Annotated in this window: 16 protein-coding genes; 8 read left to right on the top strand and 8 right to left on the bottom strand. The window is 45.9% G+C overall.

Annotated elements, in window-relative coordinates:
- Positions 1–237 precede the first annotated feature (237 nt).
- The gene (locus NIAKO_RS32620; RefSeq protein ID WP_014222764.1) at positions 238–1185 is read left to right on the top strand and encodes a UDP-3-O-(3-hydroxymyristoyl)glucosamine N-acyltransferase; all 948 of its coding nucleotides are present in this window, start codon (positions 238–240) and stop codon (positions 1183–1185) included.
- A gap of 166 nt (positions 1186–1351) precedes the next feature.
- Here NIAKO_RS32620 and NIAKO_RS32625 read toward each other — a convergent pair whose 3' ends face one another.
- The 6 genes from NIAKO_RS32625 to pheS all read right to left on the bottom strand — a co-directional run bounded on the left by NIAKO_RS32625 (position 1352) and on the right by pheS (position 9392).
- Positions 1352–2095, bottom strand: a complete 744-nt coding sequence (locus tag NIAKO_RS32625; RefSeq protein ID WP_014222765.1) for a LytR/AlgR family response regulator transcription factor — start codon at positions 2093–2095, stop codon at positions 1352–1354.
- A complete protein-coding gene (locus NIAKO_RS32630) occupies positions 2092–4950 on the bottom strand; it encodes a sensor histidine kinase (RefSeq protein WP_014222766.1) in 2859 nt (952 codons plus the stop codon). Before NIAKO_RS32630 ends, NIAKO_RS32625 begins: the two co-directional genes overlap by 4 nt.
- Positions 4951–5121: 171 nt before the next feature.
- Positions 5122–6204, bottom strand: a complete 1083-nt coding sequence (locus NIAKO_RS32635; RefSeq protein ID WP_041347576.1) for a carboxypeptidase-like regulatory domain-containing protein — start codon at positions 6202–6204, stop codon at positions 5122–5124.
- A 179-nt stretch (positions 6205–6383) separates the two neighbouring features.
- The gene (locus NIAKO_RS32640) at positions 6384–7382 is read right to left on the bottom strand and encodes an NAD-dependent epimerase/dehydratase family protein (protein ID WP_014222768.1); all 999 of its coding nucleotides are present in this window, start codon (positions 7380–7382) and stop codon (positions 6384–6386) included.
- 60 nt (positions 7383–7442) lie between these two features.
- Positions 7443–8285: a 3-hydroxyacyl-CoA dehydrogenase family protein gene (locus NIAKO_RS32645; protein WP_041347578.1), complete on the bottom strand. Its 843-nt coding sequence runs from the start codon at positions 8283–8285 to the stop codon at positions 7443–7445.
- Positions 8286–8357: 72 nt separating this feature from the next.
- Positions 8358–9392: a phenylalanine--tRNA ligase subunit alpha gene (gene pheS / locus NIAKO_RS32650; RefSeq protein ID WP_014222770.1), complete on the bottom strand. Its 1035-nt coding sequence runs from the start codon at positions 9390–9392 to the stop codon at positions 8358–8360.
- A 191-nt stretch (positions 9393–9583) separates the two neighbouring features.
- Between pheS and NIAKO_RS32655 the strand changes: the two genes are divergently transcribed.
- The 4 genes from NIAKO_RS32655 (at position 9584) to NIAKO_RS32670 (ending at position 14750) form a co-directional block, all read left to right on the top strand.
- On the top strand, positions 9584–10723 hold the full coding sequence (locus NIAKO_RS32655; protein WP_014222771.1) for a formimidoylglutamase: 1140 nt from the start codon (positions 9584–9586) through the stop codon (positions 10721–10723).
- A 190-nt stretch (positions 10724–10913) separates the two neighbouring features.
- Positions 10914–12218, top strand: a complete 1305-nt coding sequence (dacB, locus tag NIAKO_RS32660) for a D-alanyl-D-alanine carboxypeptidase/D-alanyl-D-alanine endopeptidase (protein ID WP_049815657.1) — start codon at positions 10914–10916, stop codon at positions 12216–12218.
- A 157-nt stretch (positions 12219–12375) separates the two neighbouring features.
- The gene (locus tag NIAKO_RS32665) at positions 12376–12918 is read left to right on the top strand and encodes an RNA polymerase sigma factor (RefSeq protein WP_014222773.1); all 543 of its coding nucleotides are present in this window, start codon (positions 12376–12378) and stop codon (positions 12916–12918) included.
- 95 nt (positions 12919–13013) lie between these two features.
- The gene (locus tag NIAKO_RS32670; RefSeq protein ID WP_133055234.1) at positions 13014–14750 is read left to right on the top strand and encodes a hypothetical protein; all 1737 of its coding nucleotides are present in this window, start codon (positions 13014–13016) and stop codon (positions 14748–14750) included.
- On the opposite strand, the gene mutL is transcribed toward NIAKO_RS32670, so the two are convergent.
- Entirely contained in the window at positions 14736–16649 is a 1914-nt protein-coding gene (gene mutL, locus NIAKO_RS32675) for a DNA mismatch repair endonuclease MutL (RefSeq protein ID WP_014222775.1), read from the bottom strand. The genes NIAKO_RS32670 and mutL overlap by 15 nt on opposite strands.
- Positions 16650–16920: 271 nt before the next feature.
- Between mutL and NIAKO_RS32680 the strand changes: the two genes are divergently transcribed.
- The 3 genes from NIAKO_RS32680 (at position 16921) to NIAKO_RS32690 (ending at position 22575) form a co-directional block, all read left to right on the top strand.
- On the top strand, positions 16921–19848 hold the full coding sequence (locus NIAKO_RS32680; RefSeq protein WP_041347581.1) for a serine hydrolase domain-containing protein: 2928 nt from the start codon (positions 16921–16923) through the stop codon (positions 19846–19848).
- Positions 19849–19913: 65 nt separating this feature from the next.
- The gene (locus tag NIAKO_RS32685) at positions 19914–20441 is read left to right on the top strand and encodes a DinB family protein (RefSeq protein WP_014222777.1); all 528 of its coding nucleotides are present in this window, start codon (positions 19914–19916) and stop codon (positions 20439–20441) included.
- A gap of 277 nt (positions 20442–20718) precedes the next feature.
- Positions 20719–22575, top strand: coding sequence for a 2-oxoacid:acceptor oxidoreductase subunit alpha (locus NIAKO_RS32690; protein ID WP_014222778.1), 1857 nt, complete (start codon positions 20719–20721; stop codon positions 22573–22575).
- A 94-nt stretch (positions 22576–22669) separates the two neighbouring features.
- Here the strand turns inward: NIAKO_RS32690 and NIAKO_RS32695 are convergent, their stop codons facing one another.
- Positions 22670–23239, bottom strand: coding sequence for a hypothetical protein (locus NIAKO_RS32695; RefSeq protein ID WP_014222779.1), 570 nt, complete (start codon positions 23237–23239; stop codon positions 22670–22672).
- Positions 23240–23315 lie beyond the last annotated feature (76 nt).

Consider the following 23315-nt stretch of genomic DNA (forward strand, 5'->3'; position numbering starts at 1 on the left):
ATGTTGAGTGATAACAACACATGTTGTTAACGGCATGTTTACTTCATAATCAGATTATGCATGCATTACAGTAAGAAAATCCATTGATGGAGCTGGTAACTGAAAATAATTTTTTGGCAAAAAGATCATTGAAATGGTTAAAAGGTGGTCTTAATATATCATAAAACATGAAACTGAAAGGAATAATACCCCATCGGTGTGCTGATCGTGCGTTACTTTTGCGAAAATTAATCGGTTATGAAATTTCCTGCTCCTGTTTCGGTTAAATGGATAGCCAATTTGATTGGTGCTGAGTTGGCTGGCAATACAGAAGGCATGGCTACTGGTATCAATGAGCTGCATAAAGTAGAACCAGGCGACCTGGTTTTCGTTGATCATCCCAAATACTACAACAAGTGTCTGTATTCTGAAGCCACTTTTATTATCATAAATCAAAAAACTGAGTGTCCTGAAGGTAAAGCGTTACTGATTGTTGATAATCCGTTTGAAGCGTATCAAACTATAGTACGTCACTTTCGGCCCTTTAAACCCGCTGTTAAGCCAATCAGCGATTCGGCAACCATCGGGGAGGGCACATATATAGCGCCTAACGTTTATATCGGTCATGAAGTTAGCATTGGTAAGGATTGTTTTATCGGCCCCAACGTTACCATCATGGACCACTGCGTTATTGGTGATAATGTTATCATCCAGGCGGGAACCGTAATAGGGTCAGATGCTTTTTATTACAATACCAAAAAAGACCGGGCGGTATGGTACAGGAAAATGGAAAGCTGTGGAAGGGTAGTTATTGAAAGCGATGTGGAGATCGGTGCCGGTTGCACCATCGATCGTGGTGTATCGCACGATACCCGGCTTGGCCGGGGCAGCAAGCTTGATAATATGGTTCATATTGGTCACGATACGGTTTTAGGTGCAAACTGTTTGCTGGCTGCGCAGGTTGGCATAGCGGGCGCTACAACGCTTGGTAACGGGGTTATTCTCTGGGGCCAGGTGGGCATTTCAAAAACTTTATCTATTGGTGATAATGCGGTTGTACTGGCGCAAAGTGGTGTGGGTGGTACACTGGAAGGGGGTAAGGTTTATTTTGGTTCACCGGCAGAGGACGCCAGTACAAAAAAGCGGGAACTGGTTTGGGTGAAAAGGATACCGGAGATCTGGGAGAAGATAAAAGGAAATAAGTAATTCAATAAAGTGAATGACCTGTAAGGTCCGCCATAGAGTCTAAAACAATTAGAATGCTATGCGGCCCTTGACAGGTCATTCTTCATTTTTAAATATGTCATTTAAACCTGTCAGGTGCAATTAAGCCTGATATTAAGGCAAACTCAAATGATGCAGCTTACAGGTTTTATTTAAACTTCGAAAGGAACTCATCCTTCTTGCGCATAGATACTTCAATAGTAGTACCATCATCCATTTCGATGGTGCCGCCGCGGCCCCGGTTGTATTTTTTTATAAAATAGTGGTTGATAATGTACGATTGGTGCACGCGGCTAAAGTTTTCAAAGGGAAGAATGTCTTCAAATTCCTTTAACGTGCGCGAAACCATTATTTTCTGCTGATCCTGCATATACACAAACGTATAACTGCCTCTTGCTTCCAGCCAAACCAGTTCGTTGATGTTTACAAAAACCAACCCATCGAGGGTAGGAAGGGCTACTTTTTGTAATACGGGTTTGTTTACCGACAGGTTATACATCAATGTATCTATCTTACTGGTAATATTTTTTGTTTTAATACGATCGGCTGCTTTGAATACGGCCGTTTGCAGCTCTTTTATATTCACCGGCTTTAACAAATAATCCAGCGCAGAGTATTTTATGGCATTGATGGCATAGTTATCGAAGGCGGTAACAAAAATGATCTCGAAGTTAACCGGCGACAGGCTGTTGAGCAGCTCAAAGGCATTGCCAAACGGCATTTCAATATCCAAAAAAACCAGGTCGGGCTGGGTATCTATAATAAGGGTCTGCCCGGTGCGGATGTTTTCGGCCACCCCGATCATTTCTATAAGCGGACAGTACTTAATCAGCAGCAGTTTAAGCGCTTCTATGTTATTGGGTTCGTCGTCTATTATGATGGTGCGTATCATTTTTTCACAGGTTTAATTGTAATCGTATAAGGGAATCGCAAGGTGATACGGGTGCCGGTAGCCTGACCATGTGCATCTGTGAGGTCATTTATTTCAATGGTTATGGGGTCTGATAATTGACGATTTAAAATATTTATTCTTTCAGTGGTCAATGAGATGCCTTTTGATTGGTATTCCACATGCATTTTTGATTTGTATTCACTGGCTTTCTTACGTCCGATGCCATTGTCCTGAATAATGCATACGAACCCTGTACTGATTTTTTGAAATTTTATATCAATAAGGCCAATGCCGCTCTCCTTATACCTGATACCATGCCTGATGCTGTTCTCGATAAAAGGCTGCAAGATCATGGTTGGGATATGCTCCATATCGGCATCGAGTGTTGGATCAACCTCGATGGTATAGTTGAAGGAATGGCCAAAACGCATCATCTCCATTTCAAGGTATCGCTGCAGGTATTTGATTTCATTGGTAATGGAAATGGTGCTTTTTTCCGAATTGTCGAGCGTTTGCCTGATGAGGTGGGCAAATTCACTCAGGTACAGATTGGTTGATTCGATGTCGTTTGTTATTATGAAATTTTGTATACTGTTGAGGCAGTTGAATATAAAATGCGGGTTCATTTGCGACCGCAGCGCCATCTGCTCCAGCTCATTGAGCTTTTGCTGTACTGATGTTCTTTCCTGTTCTTTCTTCCGCTGAATGCTAAACCGCCATGCCACCAGCAGCCAGGTGATTAAAATAACCACGGCAATGATCAGGATCTGGAAGGGCAATGTTTGCCAGAAGGGCGCCTCTACAATGAACGCGATGGTGACAGGGTTGCTGACAATGCCTTTTTTGTTTATGGCAATCAGTTCAAACTCGTAATTACCCGGTGGCAGGGATGGGTATTCCAGTACATTTTGTGTAGTTGAATCCCAACTATCGGTAAGGCCTTTTAAGCGATAACGATACCAGATATTGCCGCCCGATTTAAAGGAGATGCCTGCATAATATATTTTCAAACTGTTTTCCTGGTAACCCAGCCGGTAACTGCCTTTCAATGGCTGCGGTTTATTACCCACCGAAATATCGAGGATGCGCAAATTACATTTTGAGTAGTGGCCTGTTTTGGTTTCATCGAACCAGGTAACACCCGCGGGCGAACCTGCATAAATGGTATTGCCATCCACATATACTGCATTAATAATATCTGTGGGCAGGCCATCGGAGGTGGTGTAAGTGGTAACCGGAAATGGTGTTTGACTGATGTTGATCTTGTTCAACCCTTTATCAGTACCGGCCCACAGGAAGTCGTTGGTTACAAACAGCGTTCTGCAAATGTTACTTGAAATTCCCTGCTGGGTGGTTATCTGGTTCACCACCTGGTCGTTTTTCATGCAAATGATACCGGCGCCATAGGTGGCAATGTACAACAGGCCATCGGGCCCTTTACAGAAATAGCTGATGCGTTGACGTAACGATGGAATGGCGTCGCCCATATAGCGTACCTCTTTATTGAGGTTCACTATATACAACCCATTTACTGTTCCTATATAATAGTTGTTGTTATAAAAACATACACTGGTAGTACGGCTGGGAAAAATAGTATCCTGGATAGACAGATCGTTGGGATGGATCAACAGGGCCCGTCTGGAGGTGCCTGCCAATACCATTCCATTGGGTAATTCTTCAATTGATTTTATTGCAAAAATGCGGGTGTTGAAGACGGCGCCCCCGCTGGTTTTTTTTACCAGCAGGCCATCTGAACCCATTAGCAATGAACCGTCCTTTAATTGCGCCAAACAGGTTACCCGGTTGGTGCTGCCATAGTATAAGGACGTGTTAAACTCTTTATTGGCGTTGATGGTGTCAATGGATTTTCCATGCAACAGGTATATTTTTCCAAAGGCGGTGCCTGCATATATTTTGTTGTTGATCTTGGCCAGTGAAAAGATCTCCTGCGTCTGGTTCTCACAGAAATAGTGGGTTTTAAATTCCCGTGACGCCAGTTTGAATACGCCTTCGCCCAGGGTGGCAAACCAGATGTTCTTTTCACTGTCAACCACGGCATGGCTGATCTGCTTTCCCTTCAGAAAGGACTCTTCATAATGATCGAACGTAACCGTATCCACCATGTAGCTGCCATACCATGTATTGGTAAACAATACATGGTTAACACCCGGGTCATAATCTTCGGCAGTAACTTTTAGCCCTGTCCGTACCTTATTCAGTTTTGATGTGGGATCCGCAAACCCACTGTTTGCGCAGGGAATGGGGATCATTTTCCCATTGGTGACTACAAAGCAGGAGTCGTCGATGTTTAACTGAAATCCTTTGCCGTGCTGGTTAGGCCGTAAAAAAACAGCACTGCTTTCATTGCTTTTATATTGGGTAATAACATTATTGGCGCTTACCACGGTGACGGAATTATCTGCATAAAACCCCACATCCTGGTCGCTGCTTTCACGGAAATAAACGATAACAGAGGAGAGTTTGATCTTTTTGAGCACCGGATCATTTTCCTGGTTGTGTATTTTTCCGTTGTAATAATAGCAGACGGTATTCTTGAAAGGGGCCATCCATATTCTGCCTTTGGAGTCGGCAAAAAGTTTTAAGATCTCGGTTTCGGGTAATCCGTCGCCGGTAGTGAAGTTTTTGAAATGGGTGCCATCGAAGCGGCTGATCCCGGCTTCGGTTGCAAACCAGATGAAGCCGTCTTTGTCCTGGCAGAGGTCGTAGATGGTAGAACCGGCCAACCCGTCTTTTACATCGTAATGAATATAATTATACTCCTGGGCAAAGGAAGTACATACAGTAATTAAACCGGTTAACAGCAGTAGCGTTTTAATGGTGCGTCTAGGTGTCATAGAAAGTTCAACTGCTATGACGACGGTGTCGTCACAGACTAACAGTTTGCTTTCAATAACCGGTCGCGCCTACGGTTTTGAAATTCCGTCTGAAGGTATAAAAAAAGGGATTAGTCGGGTATTTTAAAATGCAAAGGTTTTATTAATACGCGTACACCTGACAGGTATTGTTTATTGATATATATAATCGTAAGGCAACAGTTCGGATAGTTTTTTCCAGGCCCAGTAGCCTGAATTGATTACGTCGTTCTGTTCGTAAAAGTAGCCGTTCTTTTCTATCACAAAACCGTTGGAAACGTCCAGCACCGTGATCTGGAAGCGGGTGGTTGCCGGTAATTTATATTCTTCGAGGAATTGTTTATCGGGGTATACCTTGTCGTAACTGATGCGGTAACGGCCGTTCCAGCTTACTTCCACATCGCCGCTGTCAACCAGGTAATCCTGTTCATTATAAGGGTTGGTGATAAAAGTTCCTTTTACGCTTTCAGGATCGTCGTTCAGTTTTTCAAGAATAAAACCATCCTGCTTTAATGAGCTATCGTAAAAAGAACGCATAAAATGCATGCGTGAACCCAGGTAAGTACGTGCGCGGTTCTTTTTCCATTGCGCTTTTACTTCTTCGGTACTATCCATTTCCTGAAACAGGGGTGAGCCGGAGTAGGAAGATATATTGGTGTTATAATCGTAGCTGAAAGAATCGAGCTGGTACCTGATCTTATACCCAAGGGCATAGTTAACAATAATCACATCTTCCCTGGCCATTATTTTCAGGCGGTTCCTTTTTTTAGAAAAGTAGAAGTGTAACGCCTGGGGATTTTCAACGGCACACTGGTTTGAATTTCCGGAATTGCCGATAAAGTTCTGGTTAAAGAATTTTCCGTATTTGTTCAAGCCATCCGGGTCTTCGGTGCTGGCTACTACTGCCACTTCTGATAACGATTTATTTTCTTTTGCCAGATCTATTTTTAAGGTATCGGCAGCCGGCTGGCTGGCGCTGATGCGCATGATCTTTTTTTCGTAACCGGTATAGGTTACTACCATGTCGTAGCCGCCATTGGGCAGGCGCATAAAAAATAATCCGTCGTTATTGGTAATTGTTCCCTGGGTGGTGCTTTGGCAATAGGCCGATGCGCCTACGAGTGGTTGTTTTGTTTCTGCATCAACTACCTTACCGAAAACTACAAATGTTTTTTCCTGTGCCAGGGTAGCGGAATAACAGGTTACGGATAACAGCAGGATCATTAAATGTTTCATCTTCATGGTATTTTTCAAAAGATGGATATGAATATTTTCCAATATACAACCAGCCTGTAAATATTAAAACGTTTGGCTGACTGTGAAAGTATTGAGATAACCGGCTTTGGCAAACCATCCCAGGTTAAATTTCTTTAACATATTAGCCGGGTTGGGCATGTATAACGGGTTTTTGCCGGCTACAGCGGTTGCAAATGGGCCAGGTATTGTTCGCAATCTTTTTTTATCGCTTTTTCGAGGGGCGTAAATGTAAATCCGGGGAGGGATGTTAATAATTTACTGTTGTCGAAGTAGGTAACGCTTTGTGCCACGCGGGCGCTTTCACGGGTAAGCAGCGGTCTTTTTCCCGACATCATGGCTTTCAACTTTTCCATGCGCCAGGCCATATTACCCAAAAAAGGCGTTGCTTCTTTGTGCGGGTGTTTTTTACCCAGGCCATCGGCGATGGTATTGAATAATTGTTGAAAGGACCAGTTATCACCGTTAACGATAAACCGCTCGCTGCTTATTTCACTTTCCATAAGCAGTACGGCAGCCCGCGCTACATCCGTTACCGCCACAAATCCATTTATTCCCTTTGTAAACCAGGGAAATTCCCGGTATACATTTTTGAACAGCGCACAGCTGGAAGAGCTCCAGTCGCCATAACCCAGCACGGTGCTGGGATTTACAACCACCATGTTCAGTCCTTCGGCTGCGCCGCGCCATACTTCCACTTCTGCGTGGTATTTGCTGATGGCGTAGGTGGTATGCCATTTACCGGGCAGCCATTTTTTTTCTTCATTGACGGTTTCGCCGCTCCTGGTGCGGCCAATGGCGGCCACAGAACTGAGGTGTACAAAGCGTTTGACGTCTTTTTCCAACGCCAGGTTCACCACGTTAGCCGTTCCTTCAATATTGATCTTGTTAAGCGTTCTTCTGTCGGAGTCGTGAAAAGATACTTTGGCGGCGGCATGAATAACAGCATCGGTGCCCGTCATGGCCTCGTCGAGCGACACCACATCGAGCACATCGCCCGGCACCCATTCAACTTTATCGCTGATGTGCGCCGGGATAAAAAAAGGAACGGCCTTACTGTGGCGGATGGCCCGCACAGCATATCCTTTTTCAACCAGTTCTTTAATGATGTAGGCGCCAATAAAGCCGGTACCGCCTGTAACGAGTATTTTGGTTAACAAGTGCAATAATTAACAGGGCACGAAGATAACCTTTCTGCAATGAAGAAGGGCGATTATTAGCTAGTATTCGTAATATCCGATCCCGCTTTTACGGCCCAGTTCTCCTTTTTGTACTTTTTCTTTTTGAATGGGGGAAGGTTGCAGCCTGTTGGGTTTGCCCAGGGCATCGTACACCTGGCAGCTTACTGCATAATTAATGTCGTTGCCAATGAGGTCCATAAGACGGAAGGGGCCCATTTTAAAACCCGATGCTTCGAGTAAGGTATCGATGGTTTGAAAATCGGTTACTCCCTGTTCAACCAGTTTCAATGCTTCGAGGTAATAGGGGCGGGCAACATGGTTTACAATAAAACCCGGGGCATCCTGGCATAGAACGGGGGTTTTATCCATTTGCCGGGCCGTTTGGGTAACAATGTCAATGGTTTGCTGGTTGGTGTACGGCGTAGCTACTACTTCAACCAGTTTCATGATGGTGGCCGGGTTAAAAAAGTGCATGCCGGCTACCCGGTGGGGATGAATTACTTTTTTGGCAATTTCTGTAACCGATAAGGAAGATGTATTGGTAGCAAACACCACATCGCTGTGGTTTACTTCAGACAGCTGATTGAACAAACTCACTTTTATCTCAGGCTTTTCAATAATGGCTTCAATCACCAGGTCGGCCAGGCAATCGTTAGGGTCGCCGGCAAATTGAATGCGGCTCATGATGGCGGCGCTTGCTTCGGCAGTGAGCTTGTTTTTTTGTACAAGGCTTTGCAGGTTGCTTTCCATTGCCGTGCGGGCTTTGTTGAGCATGCCTTCGTTTACATCATACAGTATTACATGAAAATTATGCTGGGCGGCCGTTTGAGCAATTCCGCTGCCCATGGTGCCTGCACCGCAAACGCAAATAGTTTCTACCATATTATTCAATTGGCAATGGGCAATTGACAATGGGCAAACTTGCTTATTGCCTATTGTCTATTGCTTATTGATTTAAGTGGCGCTCGTAAACTGTCGCAGGAACCGCACGTCGTTTTCGCTGAACAACCGGATATCGTTGATACCGTATTTAAGCAGGGCCGGGCGTTCGATACCCATGCCGAATGCAAAGCCGGTATATTTTTCCGGATCGATTTTACAGTTCTCCAGCACTTTCGGGTGCACCATACCGCAACCCAGGATCTCCAGCCAGCCGGTACGTTTGCACACAGCACAACCTTCGCCGCCGCATAACAGGCAGGTGATGTCCATTTCGGCGCTGGGTTCGGTGAACGGGAAATAAGAGGGGCGGAACCGCACTTTTACGTCTTTGCCATACATTTCCTGCACAAAGAAGTACAGGGTTTGTTTCAGGTCGGCAAAGGAAACATTTTCATCGATGTACAATCCTTCTATCTGGTGAAAGAAGCAATGGCTGCGGGCGCTGATGGTTTCGTTGCGGTATACACGACCGGGGCATATAATGCGGATCGGCAACTGCTCTTTTTCCATAGCCCTGATCTGCGTATTGCTGGTATGTGTACGCAGCAGCCAGTCGGGATTTTGATGAATATAGAAGGTATCCTGCATATCGCGCGCCGGATGGTGCTCGGGCAGGTTCAGGGCGGTAAAGTTGTGCCAGTCGTCTTCAATTTCAGGGCCTTCGGCTACAGAGAAACCGAGGCGGTTGAAAATGCTGATAACATGGTTCAGGAACAGGTTGATGGGGTGGCGGGTGCCCAATGGCAGGGGATCGCCGGGAAGGGTTACATCGATGGCAGCTGCTGCACCTGAATCGCCGGAGCCTTCCAGTTGCTGTTTCCAGGTTTCGTATTTGGCCTCGGCCAGTTGTTTGAAATCGTTCAGGATCAGCCCGAATTCTTTCTTTTTATCGGCCGGCACATTCCTCATTTCGGTAAAAAGGTTCTTTACAATGCCCTTAGTACCCAGGAATTTAATACGGTAAGCCTCCAGGGAATCGGCGCCATTGGTGGGGGTGCTCTCAATTTCCTGCTTGTACGCTGCTATTTGTTGTAACAATTCATCCATTCCGCAAATATAATACTCTCCTTTCTAAGTTCTGTAGCCCAGGTTATTGTTGTGGCTTTGGGATTTTAAGAGGCATGTTACAGGTTTCAGGTTTCCAGTTACCAGGGATTATATCGCTGATTTATAATTATTTTTAACTTTTTCATTTGTCATTTTTTATTCCACATTTCTCATTCCCTATCTTGCGTCATATGTCGGATGCATTAAATATTGGCGACTTTCTTCAACCCCTTAACCGGTACATGTTATCGGAAGATGAGGGCTATAAAGACGGGCAGATTGGTAAAAAAATAGTGATGTATGAAGATGAGGAAATACCCGATCTGCGGTCGGCCGACATTGTGCTGCTGGGTTGCAACGAGGTAAGGGGTAACCATTTACAACCCGGGGTATCGGGTCCCGACGCCATCCGCCGCCAGTTTTATGCTTTGTACCAGTGGCATTCCGATATAAACATGGTTGATATAGGTAATATAATGCTGGGTTCTACTTTACAGGATACCTATGCCGCGCTGAAAACCGTGCTGGCCGAATTAACCAGCGCCGGCAAAACAGTGGTGATCCTGGGTGGTTCGCACGATCTTACCCTGGCACAATACCATTCCTACACCAGCAAAAACCAGGTGATTGAGGCTACCTGTGTGGATTCGCTGATTGACCTGAGTATGGAATCGCGCAACCGGTCGCAGAATTTTTTAATGGAAATGCTCACCGGCGAACCAAATTTTATCAAACATTATAATCACATCGGTTTCCAGAGTTATTATGTGCACCCGCATATGCTGGAAACTATGGATAAGCTGCGTTTTGATTGCTTCAGGGTAGGCCATGTAAAGGAGAATATTGAAGAAATGGAACCCGTGATCCGTGGTTCGCAGTTGTTTAGTTTTGATATTGCGGCCATTGCCAATGCGTATGCTCCGGCCAATCATATTACCCCCAACGGGTTAACCGGTGAAGAAGCCTGCGTGCTGATGCAATATGCGGGGTTAAGCGCCAATGTGAGCACCATTGGCATCTATGGTTATGCGCCTCACCTGGATAAAAATCAACTCACGGCCAAACAGATCAGTCATATGCTATGGTATATGGTAGATGGTTATTACCGGGGGCAGCGCGAAGCCAAAATGGAAGAAAAGGATTCGTTCAACGAGTTTAATATTGCTTTTGCTGAAATAGAAACGGTGTTTTTACAAAGCAAGAAAACCGGCCGTTGGTGGATGCAGCTACCCGATAAAAAATACATTGCCTGCTCGTACAAAGATTACCTGCTGGCCAGCAGTAATGAAATTCCTGAAAGATGGTACCGCGCTCAGGAAAGAGAAATGTGATAATGTGATAATTGGATAATCCCGATAAATCGGGACAGGTTGTGATAATGAAAAGCCAATACGAATTGCTTGTCGGAATAAATAATTAATTTTCAAAATGACCAACACAAGCAGATCACGTATTAATAGCCGTTCCTTCTCTGTAAAATCAAATCCTTTTTGTAAAAGCTTGTGGCTTGCTGCTTGTAGCTTGCAGCTTCTTGCGTCCTGTTCAACTCAGCATCAGATAACCAAATCGGCGAATAACAACCTGTTTATTGATTCAAGCCTGGAACATGCGCACGTGGGCATTAGTGTTTTTGATGCATCGGCCAATAAATACCTCTATAATCATAACGGTAAAAAGTATTTTGTTCCGGCTTCCAACACCAAATTATTCAGCTGTTATGCGGCCCTGAAATACCTGGGCGACAGCCTGCCCGGCATCCGCTATTGGGAGAATGACACCGCCCTGTTCCTGATTGGTACGGGCGATCCCAGTTTGTTGCACAGCGATTATAAAAAACAGCCGGTGATTGAGTTTCTGCAAAAGACAAAAAAACACCTGTATATAACCGATGCCAACTGGAAAGATGAAGCGTTGGGCGCCGGCTGGAGCTGGAACGATTATAACGACAGCTATATGCCCGAGCGCAGCGCGCTGCCGGTGTATGGGAATACGATTCACTGGGTGCAGGAAATTGCTGAAGGCGTTAGTAATGAAAACCAGGAAGGGCAAACCCCTTCTATCTATTCTATCCCCGAAATAAACTGGAAAGTGCGGTTTGCCGGAATTACGCGTAAAGCATTCTTTGTGCAACGCGACCGGGCCGAGAACGTGTTTAATATTACCGAGGGAACCGAAAAGAAAAAAGAACAGGATGTGCCGTTTGTGACCCATGGTCTTCAATCGGCCATTGAACTGCTGCCCGATACAATTGGTAAACAAATTGAATACAGGGAGGTGTTTAGAAAACAACCTGCCACTTTGAATACCATTCATTCGCGGCCCCTGGATTCTTTATTACAGCCCATGATGTACCGCAGCGATAACTTTTTTGCCGAACAAACGCTGTTGATGGTAAGCCAGGCAAGACTGGGCGAAATGAACGACGGGAAGATCATAGACACCCTGTTAAAAACCGATCTGCGCGACCTGCCGCAAAAACCCCGTTGGGTGGATGGAAGCGGGTTAAGCCGTTATAACCTGTTTACCCCCAATGACTTTGTTGTGTTGTTACAGAAAATGAAGCAGGAGGTGGGCATGAAGCGGCTGCAGGGCATACTGCCTACCGGCGGCAAGGGTACTTTGAGCAATTTGTACAAACAGGATAGTAATTATATATTTGCCAAGACCGGTACCTTGTCGGGTGTTGTGGCGTTGAGCGGATATTTGTATACTAAAAAGAACAAGCTGCTGATTTTTTCGGTGCTGGTGAATAACCACACCGGCAGTGCAAGTGAGATCCGCAAACGGGTAGAGACGTTTTTGAACGGCATCCGGGCCCGGTATTAACAAAGTTTTCCATTTTTCTCTTTTTTCCCCCAACCGTAAGGTTACCCTACTCCGTATTAAATATCAGCAACTGGCAATTGGCCGTTAAACTAAAGTGAATTTTAGCATTCAAAGCACATTCAGGTTTTTTTAGATCAACACCATTCAACAGGCTTGATTGTCCACCAATGCTACCGATATAGAATTGATAAATGGTTGTATTAATAACAACCGCAAGGCCCAGGAACGCTTATATAAGAAGTTCTACGGCCCCATGGCATCTATTTGCCTGCGATATACCCGTAACCAGGAAGATGCGATAGAGGTATTGCATAATGGTTTTTTGAAGGTATTCAAGAACATTCATACGTATGATATGAGCCGTGCTTCCTTGTATACCTGGGTGAGAACCATTATCATAAATTCTTCTATTGACTTTGTAAGGCAGCGCAGCAAATTCCATACGCACATTGAACTGGAGAAAGTAGACGAACCAGCCATCGATGCAGACGCCATACAACGAATGTCTTCCCATGAAGTTTTATTGCTCGTACAGAAGTTATCGCCGGCCACGCAAACGGTGTTCAATCTGTATGTAGTAGAGGGGTACAATCATCGGGAAATTGCTAACCTATTGGGTATTAGTGAGGGAACCAGTAAATGGCACCTGAGCGAGGCCCGTAAACAACTGCAAAAACTATTACAAACCTTGCAAGTGTAAATGTGATGAACCTGAAACATCCATACGAAAAACACTTAGCGGAGAAACTGGTGCAACTACCGCCACCTGGCGACCCTGACCAAAACTGGCAGCATATGAAATCGCTGCTTGATAAAGATTTGCCACGAGGCGGAGGTGGACCCGGTGGAAGATTCCGCTGGTGGATCGCCGGCACTATAGTGGCCGTGCTCGTGGGAACCTGGTTTGGCGGCAAACAGCTGATTACGAAAGAACAACGTAATGATGCAGTGGCCGGCACTATAAAAACCGTTAACAACAAAAAAGCACCAGCCGTTGCGTCAACAGAAAAAAATGTTGAGCAACCCGCTGCCAAACATAAGAATCTGCCTGGCGCAGAATACGCCTCCGCTACCAGCACGCCAAATGATGCTGCGGTTACTACTACCAACCATCAGGCTGATGTTGCTGTTACCAATAACAATGGTAATGGCGGGTCTGTGCCTGGTAACAAAACCGCCAAAGCGCGAAGTAGTGGCAATAACCCCGGTACACCGGGTTTGGTAACAACCAATGATAACAACCGGACTGTACCCGGTGTTCCAAACAGCAAGAACGCTCACCATAAAATATCTCCTGATAGAAAAAACATTTACGCTGCTGATTCAAAAACTGACAATAAAAGCACCGGTAATAACCCTACAATAACTACCAATCGCCATCGCAGGGTAACCAAAAAAATCAATAAAGGAATGGCTGGCGCCAGTGCGGTTATAATGGGCGGTGCTGCTACCAGCAAGGCTAAAAATAAAAAAGGCAGGAACGGGACAAACAACCCGCCGGCCGGGGTCAACAGAAACCGGGCAGAAAAGAATGTTGGGGCTCCCGACAAGCGGGGACAGGCAGGCAACCTTACGTATACGCCAACGATCTTTTCGCCGCACCGTTCGCAGCCATCGCAGCCAGACGGTTCGGGGTTACCACCGTCGCCGGTTACTTATAAGATCAATTATACCGGTGATGCGGTAATATCGCCCTCGGCTATGATACAGCGGGAGTTTCCTTATTATACCCAGGCCGATCTGTTCCCTGATAAGGCGAACAATAAAAAAGCGACCGCCCGCAAAAAATCGCCTTTCAGCACCAACGAGGATAAACAATTTGCCTTTGGGTTATCGCTGCCCTTGGGTTTCCCGATAGGCGACCAGGAGCCATTGGCTTATAACAGTAATGCGGGTGTTAATACGATCTCCGATTATATTCCTTCACCCCATTTCCAATATCATTTCAATAATAAAACGTACATCCAGGCCGGGTTGCAGTTCAGAGCGCCGCAGTTTATACATCCCCTGTTGCTTTACCAGGACCAGAAAATGTATCAGCAAGGCCCCAGCCTGGTGGAAATGACCACCAGCATTACAGCCCGTAAGTTGTATTATTTCAATGTGCCCATAACTATTTATCATAGTCCGCTCAAGAACTTTTATATGGGAACGGGTTTGCAGTACAGCAACCTGGTGAGTGGGGTAGCGCAATATGAACAGATAGAAAAGAAGTATGGCCCCGGTGGCCCGCCACAGGAATACCTGGTAAAAAATTACTTTACCAAGTTTAAGAACGACTCGTTATCGAGCCGGTTGAACGGGAGCGAAGTGCGGTTACTGATTGACATGAGCTATTACTGGAGCCGGTTTACGGTGGGGCTGCAATACAGCCAGGCGTTCAATAATTATGTAAGTATCCAGGTAAACCCGCCCCTTTCGCCGTATACATTCGATAAAAATAAAAGCCTTCAGTTTTACCTGCGGTATAATATCTGGGAAGATAAAAAAAGGAGACAGCCGAAAGGACAATCTTTGTTAACGCTTAAATAGCTGCTCCAGGTAGTCTTTTTTAAATTCAATGTAAGTAGGATTGCCACTGGCCGTTACATTTGGCTGTGCACATTTGAACAGGTCTGTGGTAAGGCCGCGCATTTCATCGAGTGACAGGGATGTGCCGGGCTTTATTGCCTGTTGCCAGGCCAGCGAGCGGATCAGTTTTTCGCGGCGGGAGAACTTGAGATCACTGCTGAAGTGTTTGTATTGTTCCAGCAAATTTTCTATGGCCAGTTTTTCATTGCCTGCCGATACATCGGCCGGGGTGCCCTGTATTACAAAGGCATTGGCGCCAAAGGGTTCAATTAAATAACCCAGTTGGTTGAGATCGCCGGCCAGTTCCATTAATAAGACCGCATCTGAAGCCGATAGCTGCAGCGTAACGGGGAACAGGCTGCGCTGGGCAGGAATGCTTTTGCCTACGGTAGCAGCGGCAAAGCGTTCGTATAAAACGCGTTCATGCGCCAGTTGCTGGTGAATGAGCATAAAGCCCCGTGCAGTGGGTGCTACAATATAACTGCTGTGCAACTGGAACAACAGGGCGTTGTCATCAACCAGTTGTTTGGCAAATGGTGTTGTATACTGTTGAACCGGGGGCACATAATCGCCACCACCTTCCTGTTTTTTAAGTTTGTCTAGTAAGGATTCAAATTTTTCTTCCTTTTGCTCATTGCCGGTTGCCGATTGCCGATTGCCGGATTCATCGTTCTTCTCAAAAAAATCTTTCCAGTTTTTCAGCTCTGCTTTATCGGTAGGATTGATAAAATGGGCCTGTCCTCTTTGCGAGAAGTTTTTAGCCAGGTCGGAAGAGCGGGCGGCCTGCTGCTGATCTTCTGTGAACGGTTTATTTAAAGCATCCAGCGATTGAATGGTAGGGTCGAGGTCGAACTCGAGCGTGGGTGTAATGCTGAACTGGGCCAGCGCATGTTTAACGGCTGCCTGCACAAATGCATACACGATCTTTTCATCTTCAAACTTGATCTCCTGTTTGGTAGGATGCACGTTGATATCTACCTGGGCAGGATCAAGGTCAATAAACAGGGCGTATAAGGGAAAACTATCGGTGGGGATCATTTCTTTGAAAGCGCTCATGACCGCATGGTTTAAATAAGCGCTGCGGATGAACCGGTTGTTTACAAAGAAGTATTGATCGCCCCGGGTTTTTTTAGCTGTATCGGGTTTGCCAACAAAGCCGTAGATGTTCAGGTAATCGGTTTTTTCCTGAACGGTAACCAGGCGGGCATTGTAATGCTGGCCAAGTACCTGTACAATACGTTGTTTAAGGCTGCCTTTTTCGAGGTGGTAAACCTGTGTACCGTTATTGGTAAGCGAGAAAAAGATATTAGGGAACGAGAGCGCCACCCGCATAAACTCGTCGATGATGTGCCGCGTTTCGGCTGCATTGCTTTTGAGGAAATTGCGGCGGGCAGGCACATTGAAGAACAGGTTTTTCATGGCAATGCTGGTACCATTGGCGGCGGCCACCGGCTCCTGCAGTTTTACCACGCTGTTCTCGATTTCTATGTAGGTACCTGTTTCATCTTCGGCGCGTTTCGTTTTCAGCTCTACCTGGGCAACGGCGGCAATGGAGGCCAGGGCCTCGCCCCGGAAACCCATGGTGCGGATCTGAAACAGGTCGTCGATATTGCGGATCTTGGAGGTGGCATGGCGTTCAAAAGCCATGCGGGCATCGGTTTCGCTCATGCCTTTGCCATTATCAATTACCTGAAGCAGCTGTTTGCCTGCATCCTGGATAATTAATTTCACTTCGGTGGCGCCGGCGTCAACAGCATTTTCCAGCAGCTCCTTTACGGCACTGGCTGGCCGCTGAATTACTTCACCGGCCGCTATCTGATTGGCAATGTTGTCGGGCAATAAATGAATGATATCCGCCAAGGCTACTCTCCTGATTTTGGGTTCGCAAATGTACAATTATTTGATTGCATATTCCAGCGCTCAAAAGCGTGCAGTAAAACAAGCCTTGTGGATAATGATCTTAGCCGCCAATTAATAAAAACATTTATCTTAAAGTGCCGTAAACACTGAGCTTGCTGGCTTTCGTCCGCACAAAAACGCACCCAATATTAGAAGAATTTTAATGGCCCAAACCCCTTATTAACAGTAAATTTGATGTTCATTCCCTGCATTCTAAAATCAGTTCATGTACATGAGGAACTCGTTAAAAACTATTGGTTTTATTCTTTTGATCGGTTTGGTTGGTAGCAAGGTTCAGGCGCAGCATTCGGGTAATCCCGCTGCCGATCATTGGGTTGACAGCGTATTCAAATCATTATCAAAAAAGCAAAAAATAGCCCAGTTAATGGTGGTCAGGGTGTCGTCTGTAGGCCCCGACAAAACGGTGGTATTTTATGATAAACAGGTGGAGGAAGCCATCCATAAATACAATATTGGGGGGCTTTGTCTTTTCCAGGGCGGGCCTATAAAACAGGCAACCGTATTGAACCACCTGCAGGCCATTGCCAAAACGCCGTTGCTGGTGACCATCGATGCCGAGAACGGTGTGGGCATGCGGATAGACAGCGTAATGGGCCTGCCCCGGCAAATGATGATGGGGGCCGTACAGGACCGTTCCCTCATTTACGATTACGGCCGGGTTGTAGGGGAACAGTGCAAACGGATAGGCATCCAGGTGAATTATGCACCCGTAGTTGATATCAATAATAATCCTAATAACCCGGTTATCAACGACCGGTCGTTTGGGGAAGATAAATACAAGGTGGCCGATTACGGTATTGCGTACATGAAAGGTATGCAGGATATTGGGGTAATGGGTTGCGCCAAACACTTTCCCGGTCATGGCGATGTGGCTGTAGACTCACACCTGGATTTACCTGTGATCAATAAAACAAAGGCCCAGCTCGATTCGCTGGAGTTGTATCCTTTCAACCAGATCTTCAGGGCCGGCGTGGGCAGTGTAATGATCGCGCATTTGTCGATCCCGGCTATTGACAGCACCGAACATAAACCTACCTCTATTTCCTATAACAACGTTACCAATCTGCTGCGCAAAGAGCTTAATTATAACGGGCTTACGTTTACCGATGCGCTGGAGATGAAGGGCGTTGCCAAGTATTATCCCGATGGGGAAGCATCGCGCGAAGCGTTGATAGCCGGTAACGATATGTTGTGTTTGCCTGGCGATATTCCCGGAAGCATCAAGAAAATACGCAAAGCCATCCGCAAAGGAAAACTGCACTGGAGCGATATCAATGAACACGTAAGAAAAGTGTTGTATGCCAAGTATCAGTACGGACTGGCCAACTGGAAACCCATAGATACTACCAACCTGTTGAACGACCTCAACAGCAAAGTGGCCGCAACACGCCGCACCATTGCTGAAAATGCGATCACCCTGTTGCGTAACGACAACGAGGCCATCTTTCCCCTTACCAAAGGCCCGCGTATTGCTTATGTAGGTATGGGTTTAACGCAGGACAATGCTTTTGCCGCCCAGGTGCGCAAAGGGTTTGATGCGGAGGTTTTTTACTTCGATTATAAAAAAGACAGCAGCGCTGTTGCGCCTTTATTGCAAAAGCTGAAAGACAGCTTTAACGTGGTGATCATTGGGGTACACAAGTTTGCCCGCTTTCCTGCCAATAACTTTGGTATTAGTAATGCCGCGCTGCAATTGATGCAGGGCATTCAGCAACAGCAGCAATCCATCACGGTGGTGTTTGGCAACCCCTATGTTATCAAAAATATGTGTAAGGCGCCGGTGCTTATTGAGGCGTATGAAGATGATGACATTACGCAAACTACCGCAAATGATCTGTTACATGGCCGCTTTCTGGCAAAGGGTAAATTGCCGGTAACGGTTTGTCCCGAGTTTAAATATGGCGATGGTATTATCGTGCGCCGCTTGTTGCCCACGGTACCTGCCAGTCAGCTGGGCTTCAATGCTGTTAAAATGAGTGCGGCCATCGACTCTATTGTGAACGATGCCATCAAACAAAAAGCTATTCCAGGCGCTGTAGTAGTGGTGGCCAAAGATGGCAAGATCGCTTATGAAAAAGCGTTTGGTTATTTAACCTTCGACAGCACCGAACCGGTTTATCCTGAAACCATTTATGATATGGCTTCGGTAACCAAGATCATGGCTACTACTTTATGTGTATTGAAGTTATACGACGATGGCAAGCTGGATATTCAAAAAACGCTGGGCGATTACCTGCCGGTAACGCGCGGTACCAATAAAGCGCCGTTAAAGCTGTGGGATATTTTATTGCACCAGGCAGGGTTGAAAGCATTCATTCCTTTTTACCGCGAAACCATGGATGCCAATAACAATCCGCTGCCTGATATTTATCATGCTGATCCGGATAGCATCTACAGCATCCGGGTGGCTGCCCACCTGTACATTCGCAAAGACTGGGAAGACACCATTATGAAGCGCATTTTAACCAGTTCGCTGGAGCCAAAGGGTAAATATATTTACAGCGATAACGATTATATTTTCCTGGGCAAGATAGTAGAAGCGATCACCAAAATGCCGCTGGACGTATACGTAAAGAAAACATTTTACGATAAGCTGAACCTGTTGGAAACAGGCTTCAAACCTGCCGACCGTTTTCCGCTCGATTATATTGCACCTACGGAAAGAGAAAAAGGTTTCCGCAATCAATTGATCCATGGCGATGTGCATGACCCGGGTTCTGCCATGTTTGGCGGCGTGGCCGGCCATGCCGGTTTGTTCAGCAATGGCTATGAGATAGCCGTACTGTCGCAAATGTTGCTGAATGGCGGGGTATTAAACGGACATAACTTTTTTAGCCGTAAGACTGTGGATTACTTCAATCAATATCATAGTGAGATCAGCCGCCGCGGATTGGGTTTTGATAAACCTGAAAAGGACAATGCCACACGTGCAGAACCCTATCCCTGTGCTTCTGCTTCGCCGCAAACATTTGGCCATACCGGTTTTACCGGTACCTGTTTCTGGGTTGATCCCAGGTATAACCTGATCTTTGTTTTTCTCAGTAACCGGGTTAACAGCCCTGACCCAAGCAAATTTTTGAAGATGAGCATCAGGCCTAAAGTACAGGAAGCCATTTACCAGTCGATGAAGCCTTATTAAGATCATTTACAGAACATAATAGCGAATGCCCCGAACTTTTTCGGGGCATTCTTGTTTATAAACGTATGGCACCCGTAAAACAAACCGAAGTATGGCTTCGTGGCGCGTTACCCGGCTTTCCTGCATTGGTGCAGCCGGTAGCGCATGCTTTATTACAGGCAAAGGAGGAGATCCATAACAGGATGGATAATTTCCCCGAAGCCCTGCTTTGGGAACATCCTTCAGGGGTAGCCTCACCCGGCTTTCATTTAAAGCATATGGCGGGTGTGCTTGACCGGTTATTCACCTATGCCGCGGGCCAGCCGCTTTCGCCCACGCAACTGGATTATTTAAAAGCAGAAGAAATACACGAAGAACAGGATACAGTAACTTATCTGCTTGTTAAACTGGATACACAAATAAATGCTGCGCTGGATGCCCTGAAGGCCATCGATGAAACCACGCTCACGCAATTCAGAGGCGTTGGCCGCCAGCAATTGCCTTCCACTGTATCAGGGCTGCTTTTTCATGCCGCTGAACATACCATGCGTCATACGGGGCAGTTACTGGTAACGGCTCAGATACTGCGCAATAAACTCAGGGCAGGGCTTTAACGTCCGGATATTTACTCGCCAATACCAGTTCATATTCTTCCCGCTACTTGCAAAAAAGCACTAAAATGACACTGAAACGGCAAGGCAGGAAAGCATAGAAATGGCAGAAAATCAACCTGCTATATTATTTTCCGCTTGTCGTAAGCGGGGTAAATCCTTACTGCACGGGCATCGGGGCGGATGGAATGTCTGTATTGTCCTAAACCAATAGCAATTAAGTCAACAATCTGTCTTAACTTATAGTAATTTTGCAAATTAACTAGAACAACAGACTACAATGATTCGTAAAGAACAGGTCCTGCAGGATGTAGTGATAAAATTTGCCGGTGATTCCGGAGACGGAATGCAGTTAACGGGCACTCAGTTCACTAACAACACTGCTTTGCTGGGCATTGACCTTGCCACTTTTCCTGATTTTCCGGCCGAAATACGTGCCCCCCAGGGAACCCTGCCTGGTGTAAGTGGTTACCAATTGCGGTTTTCGAGTGACCGGGTTTTTACTCCCGGCGATGAGTGTGATGTACTGGTAGCTATGAATGCCGCTGCGTTGAAGTCGAACCTGAAGGCCCTGAAAAAGGGTGGAAAGATAATAGCCAATACCGATGGTTTTGATATCAAGAACCTGCGTCTGGCCAATTATCCCGATGGTATTAACCCACTGGAAGATGGCAGCCTCGGCAATTATGAGGTCATTAAAATGGATGTGACCAAGATGACCCGGGAGGCGCTGAAAGAAATTACCATGGGTACGAAGGAGAAGGACCGTGCAAAGAACATGTTCGTGCTGGGTTTTCTGTACTGGATGTATAACCGGGATATGGACAATACCATCCAGTTCCTGAAAGATAAATTCGGCAAGAAGCCGGAGATCCTTGAAAGCAACATAAAGGTGTTACAGGCTGGTTATAATTTCGGCGATACTACCGAAACGTTCACTACCCGCTATAAAGTAGAGAAGGCCCGGATGGATACCGGTGAATACCGTTCCATTATGGGTAACCAGGCAGTGGCTTATGGTCTTATTGCCGCTTCGCAAAAAAGCGGTTTGCCTTTGTTCCTGGGTACTTATCCCATTACGCCGGCGTCAGACATCTTACATGAACTGAGCCGTCACAAAGGCTTTGGCATAAAAACCTTCCAGGCAGAAGATGAAATTGCCGGTATTTCTGCAGCCATTGGAGCTGCTTATGGCGGCAACCTGGGAGTTACCACTACTTCCGGTCCTGGTATGGCGTTGAAAGGCGAGGCGATGGGCCTGGCTGTAATGCTGGAGATTCCCCTTGTGATCTGCGATATTCAACGTGGCGGTCCCTCAACAGGGTTACCTACCAAAACAGAACAAAGCGATCTGTTACAAGCCTATTATGGCCGTAATGGCGAATGCCCCATGCCTATTGTATCAGCCAGCACACCAAGTGATTGTTTTGATGCCGTGTATGAAGCGGTGCGCATTGCGGTACAACATATGACGCCGGTGATTTTCCTGAGCGATGGGTATATTGCCAACGGTGCTGAACCCTGGCGTTTCCCCAAGAGCGCAGAGCTGGCTCCTATAACAGTTAAGTTCAAAACTGAGCTGGGACACGGTGAAGAGAAATTCCAGCCTTATTTGCGTGATGAAAAACTGGTGCGTCCCTGGGCTATTCCGGGTGTGCCTGGTTTGGAACACCGCATTGGTGGTTTGGAAAAACAAAACAATACCGGTAACGTAAGTTACGATCCTGAGAACCACCAGTTGATGGTGAAGATAAGACAGGAAAAAGTGGATAAGATAGCTGATTATATCCCTGAACAAACATTGGATAGCGGTCCTGAAAGCGGTAAGATCCTTGTATTGGGCTGGGGTAGTACTTATGGTGCTATTAAAAGTGCCGTTGCTGAATTGCAACAACAGGGTTATGCAGTTAGCCATGCGCATTTACGCTATGTGCGTCCTTTCCCTAAAAACCTGGGCGCCATACTCAAAAACTTTGAGCAGGTGCTGATCCCTGAGATCAATAACGGACAATTGATAAAGATCATTCGCGACCAGTATTTTGTTGATGCCAAAGGCTACAACAAGATCATGGGTGTGCCCATTACCAAAACCGAACTGGTAATGAAGCTGCAGGAAATGCTGGGCCGCGTGAACTAAAATACTTTAAAAAGACCTGTCAGGTGCACTGTTTTAGCTTGCTTAATCAGCAGGTTTATGTGCACCTGACAGGTCTAAATATTACAGGCAATTATTAACCTTTGGTCTTTGATCTGTCGCCTTCCATTTTTTTCTTCAGATCGCCGGTCTTGATCTTTCCGCTAACAGTATCTGTTTTCATTTTCAGATCGCCGTCTTTCAACTTCATGGTGCTATTATCTATTTTCAGCTTTTTGTTCCCCTCTTTGATCTTGATCTCATCTTTATCCATTTTTATTTTATCAGCATTCAGTTTGAAAGTTCCTGCATCCGATTTGGAAATGAAATTGTTTACTATAAATCTGCCCTGTCCATAAACGGTATCGCCGGTATTCATGTCGATATAAAACTCGATGGGCTCATTGGTATTAACCGAATAGGTTTTTCTCGCTTTGGGATCATAATACAAATCAACCGGTTCCCCCGTATTCAGGTTTATATAACGGTGAACAATTGTATCGCCCATGCCGGTTGGTGAGGTGTTTGATCTTGTGGGAATGGTATCAACCACAGATTGCTGGTCGGCCACTGCATTTACATCTTTGCGTTCACCGGCAGTGTCCTTACAGCTTGCAACAATTATTACACTGCCAATGAGGGCCATAAAATGCTGGTATGTGTTCATATAGGCTTTTTATGCTATAAGCAATAATTATGCAATGGAGAAGTGATGTGCCTACATGGTTAGATGTGGAATAATG

The sequence above is a fragment of the Niastella koreensis GR20-10 genome (assembly GCF_000246855.1).
Taxonomy (GTDB): Bacteria; Bacteroidota; Bacteroidia; order Chitinophagales; family Chitinophagaceae; genus Niastella; species Niastella koreensis.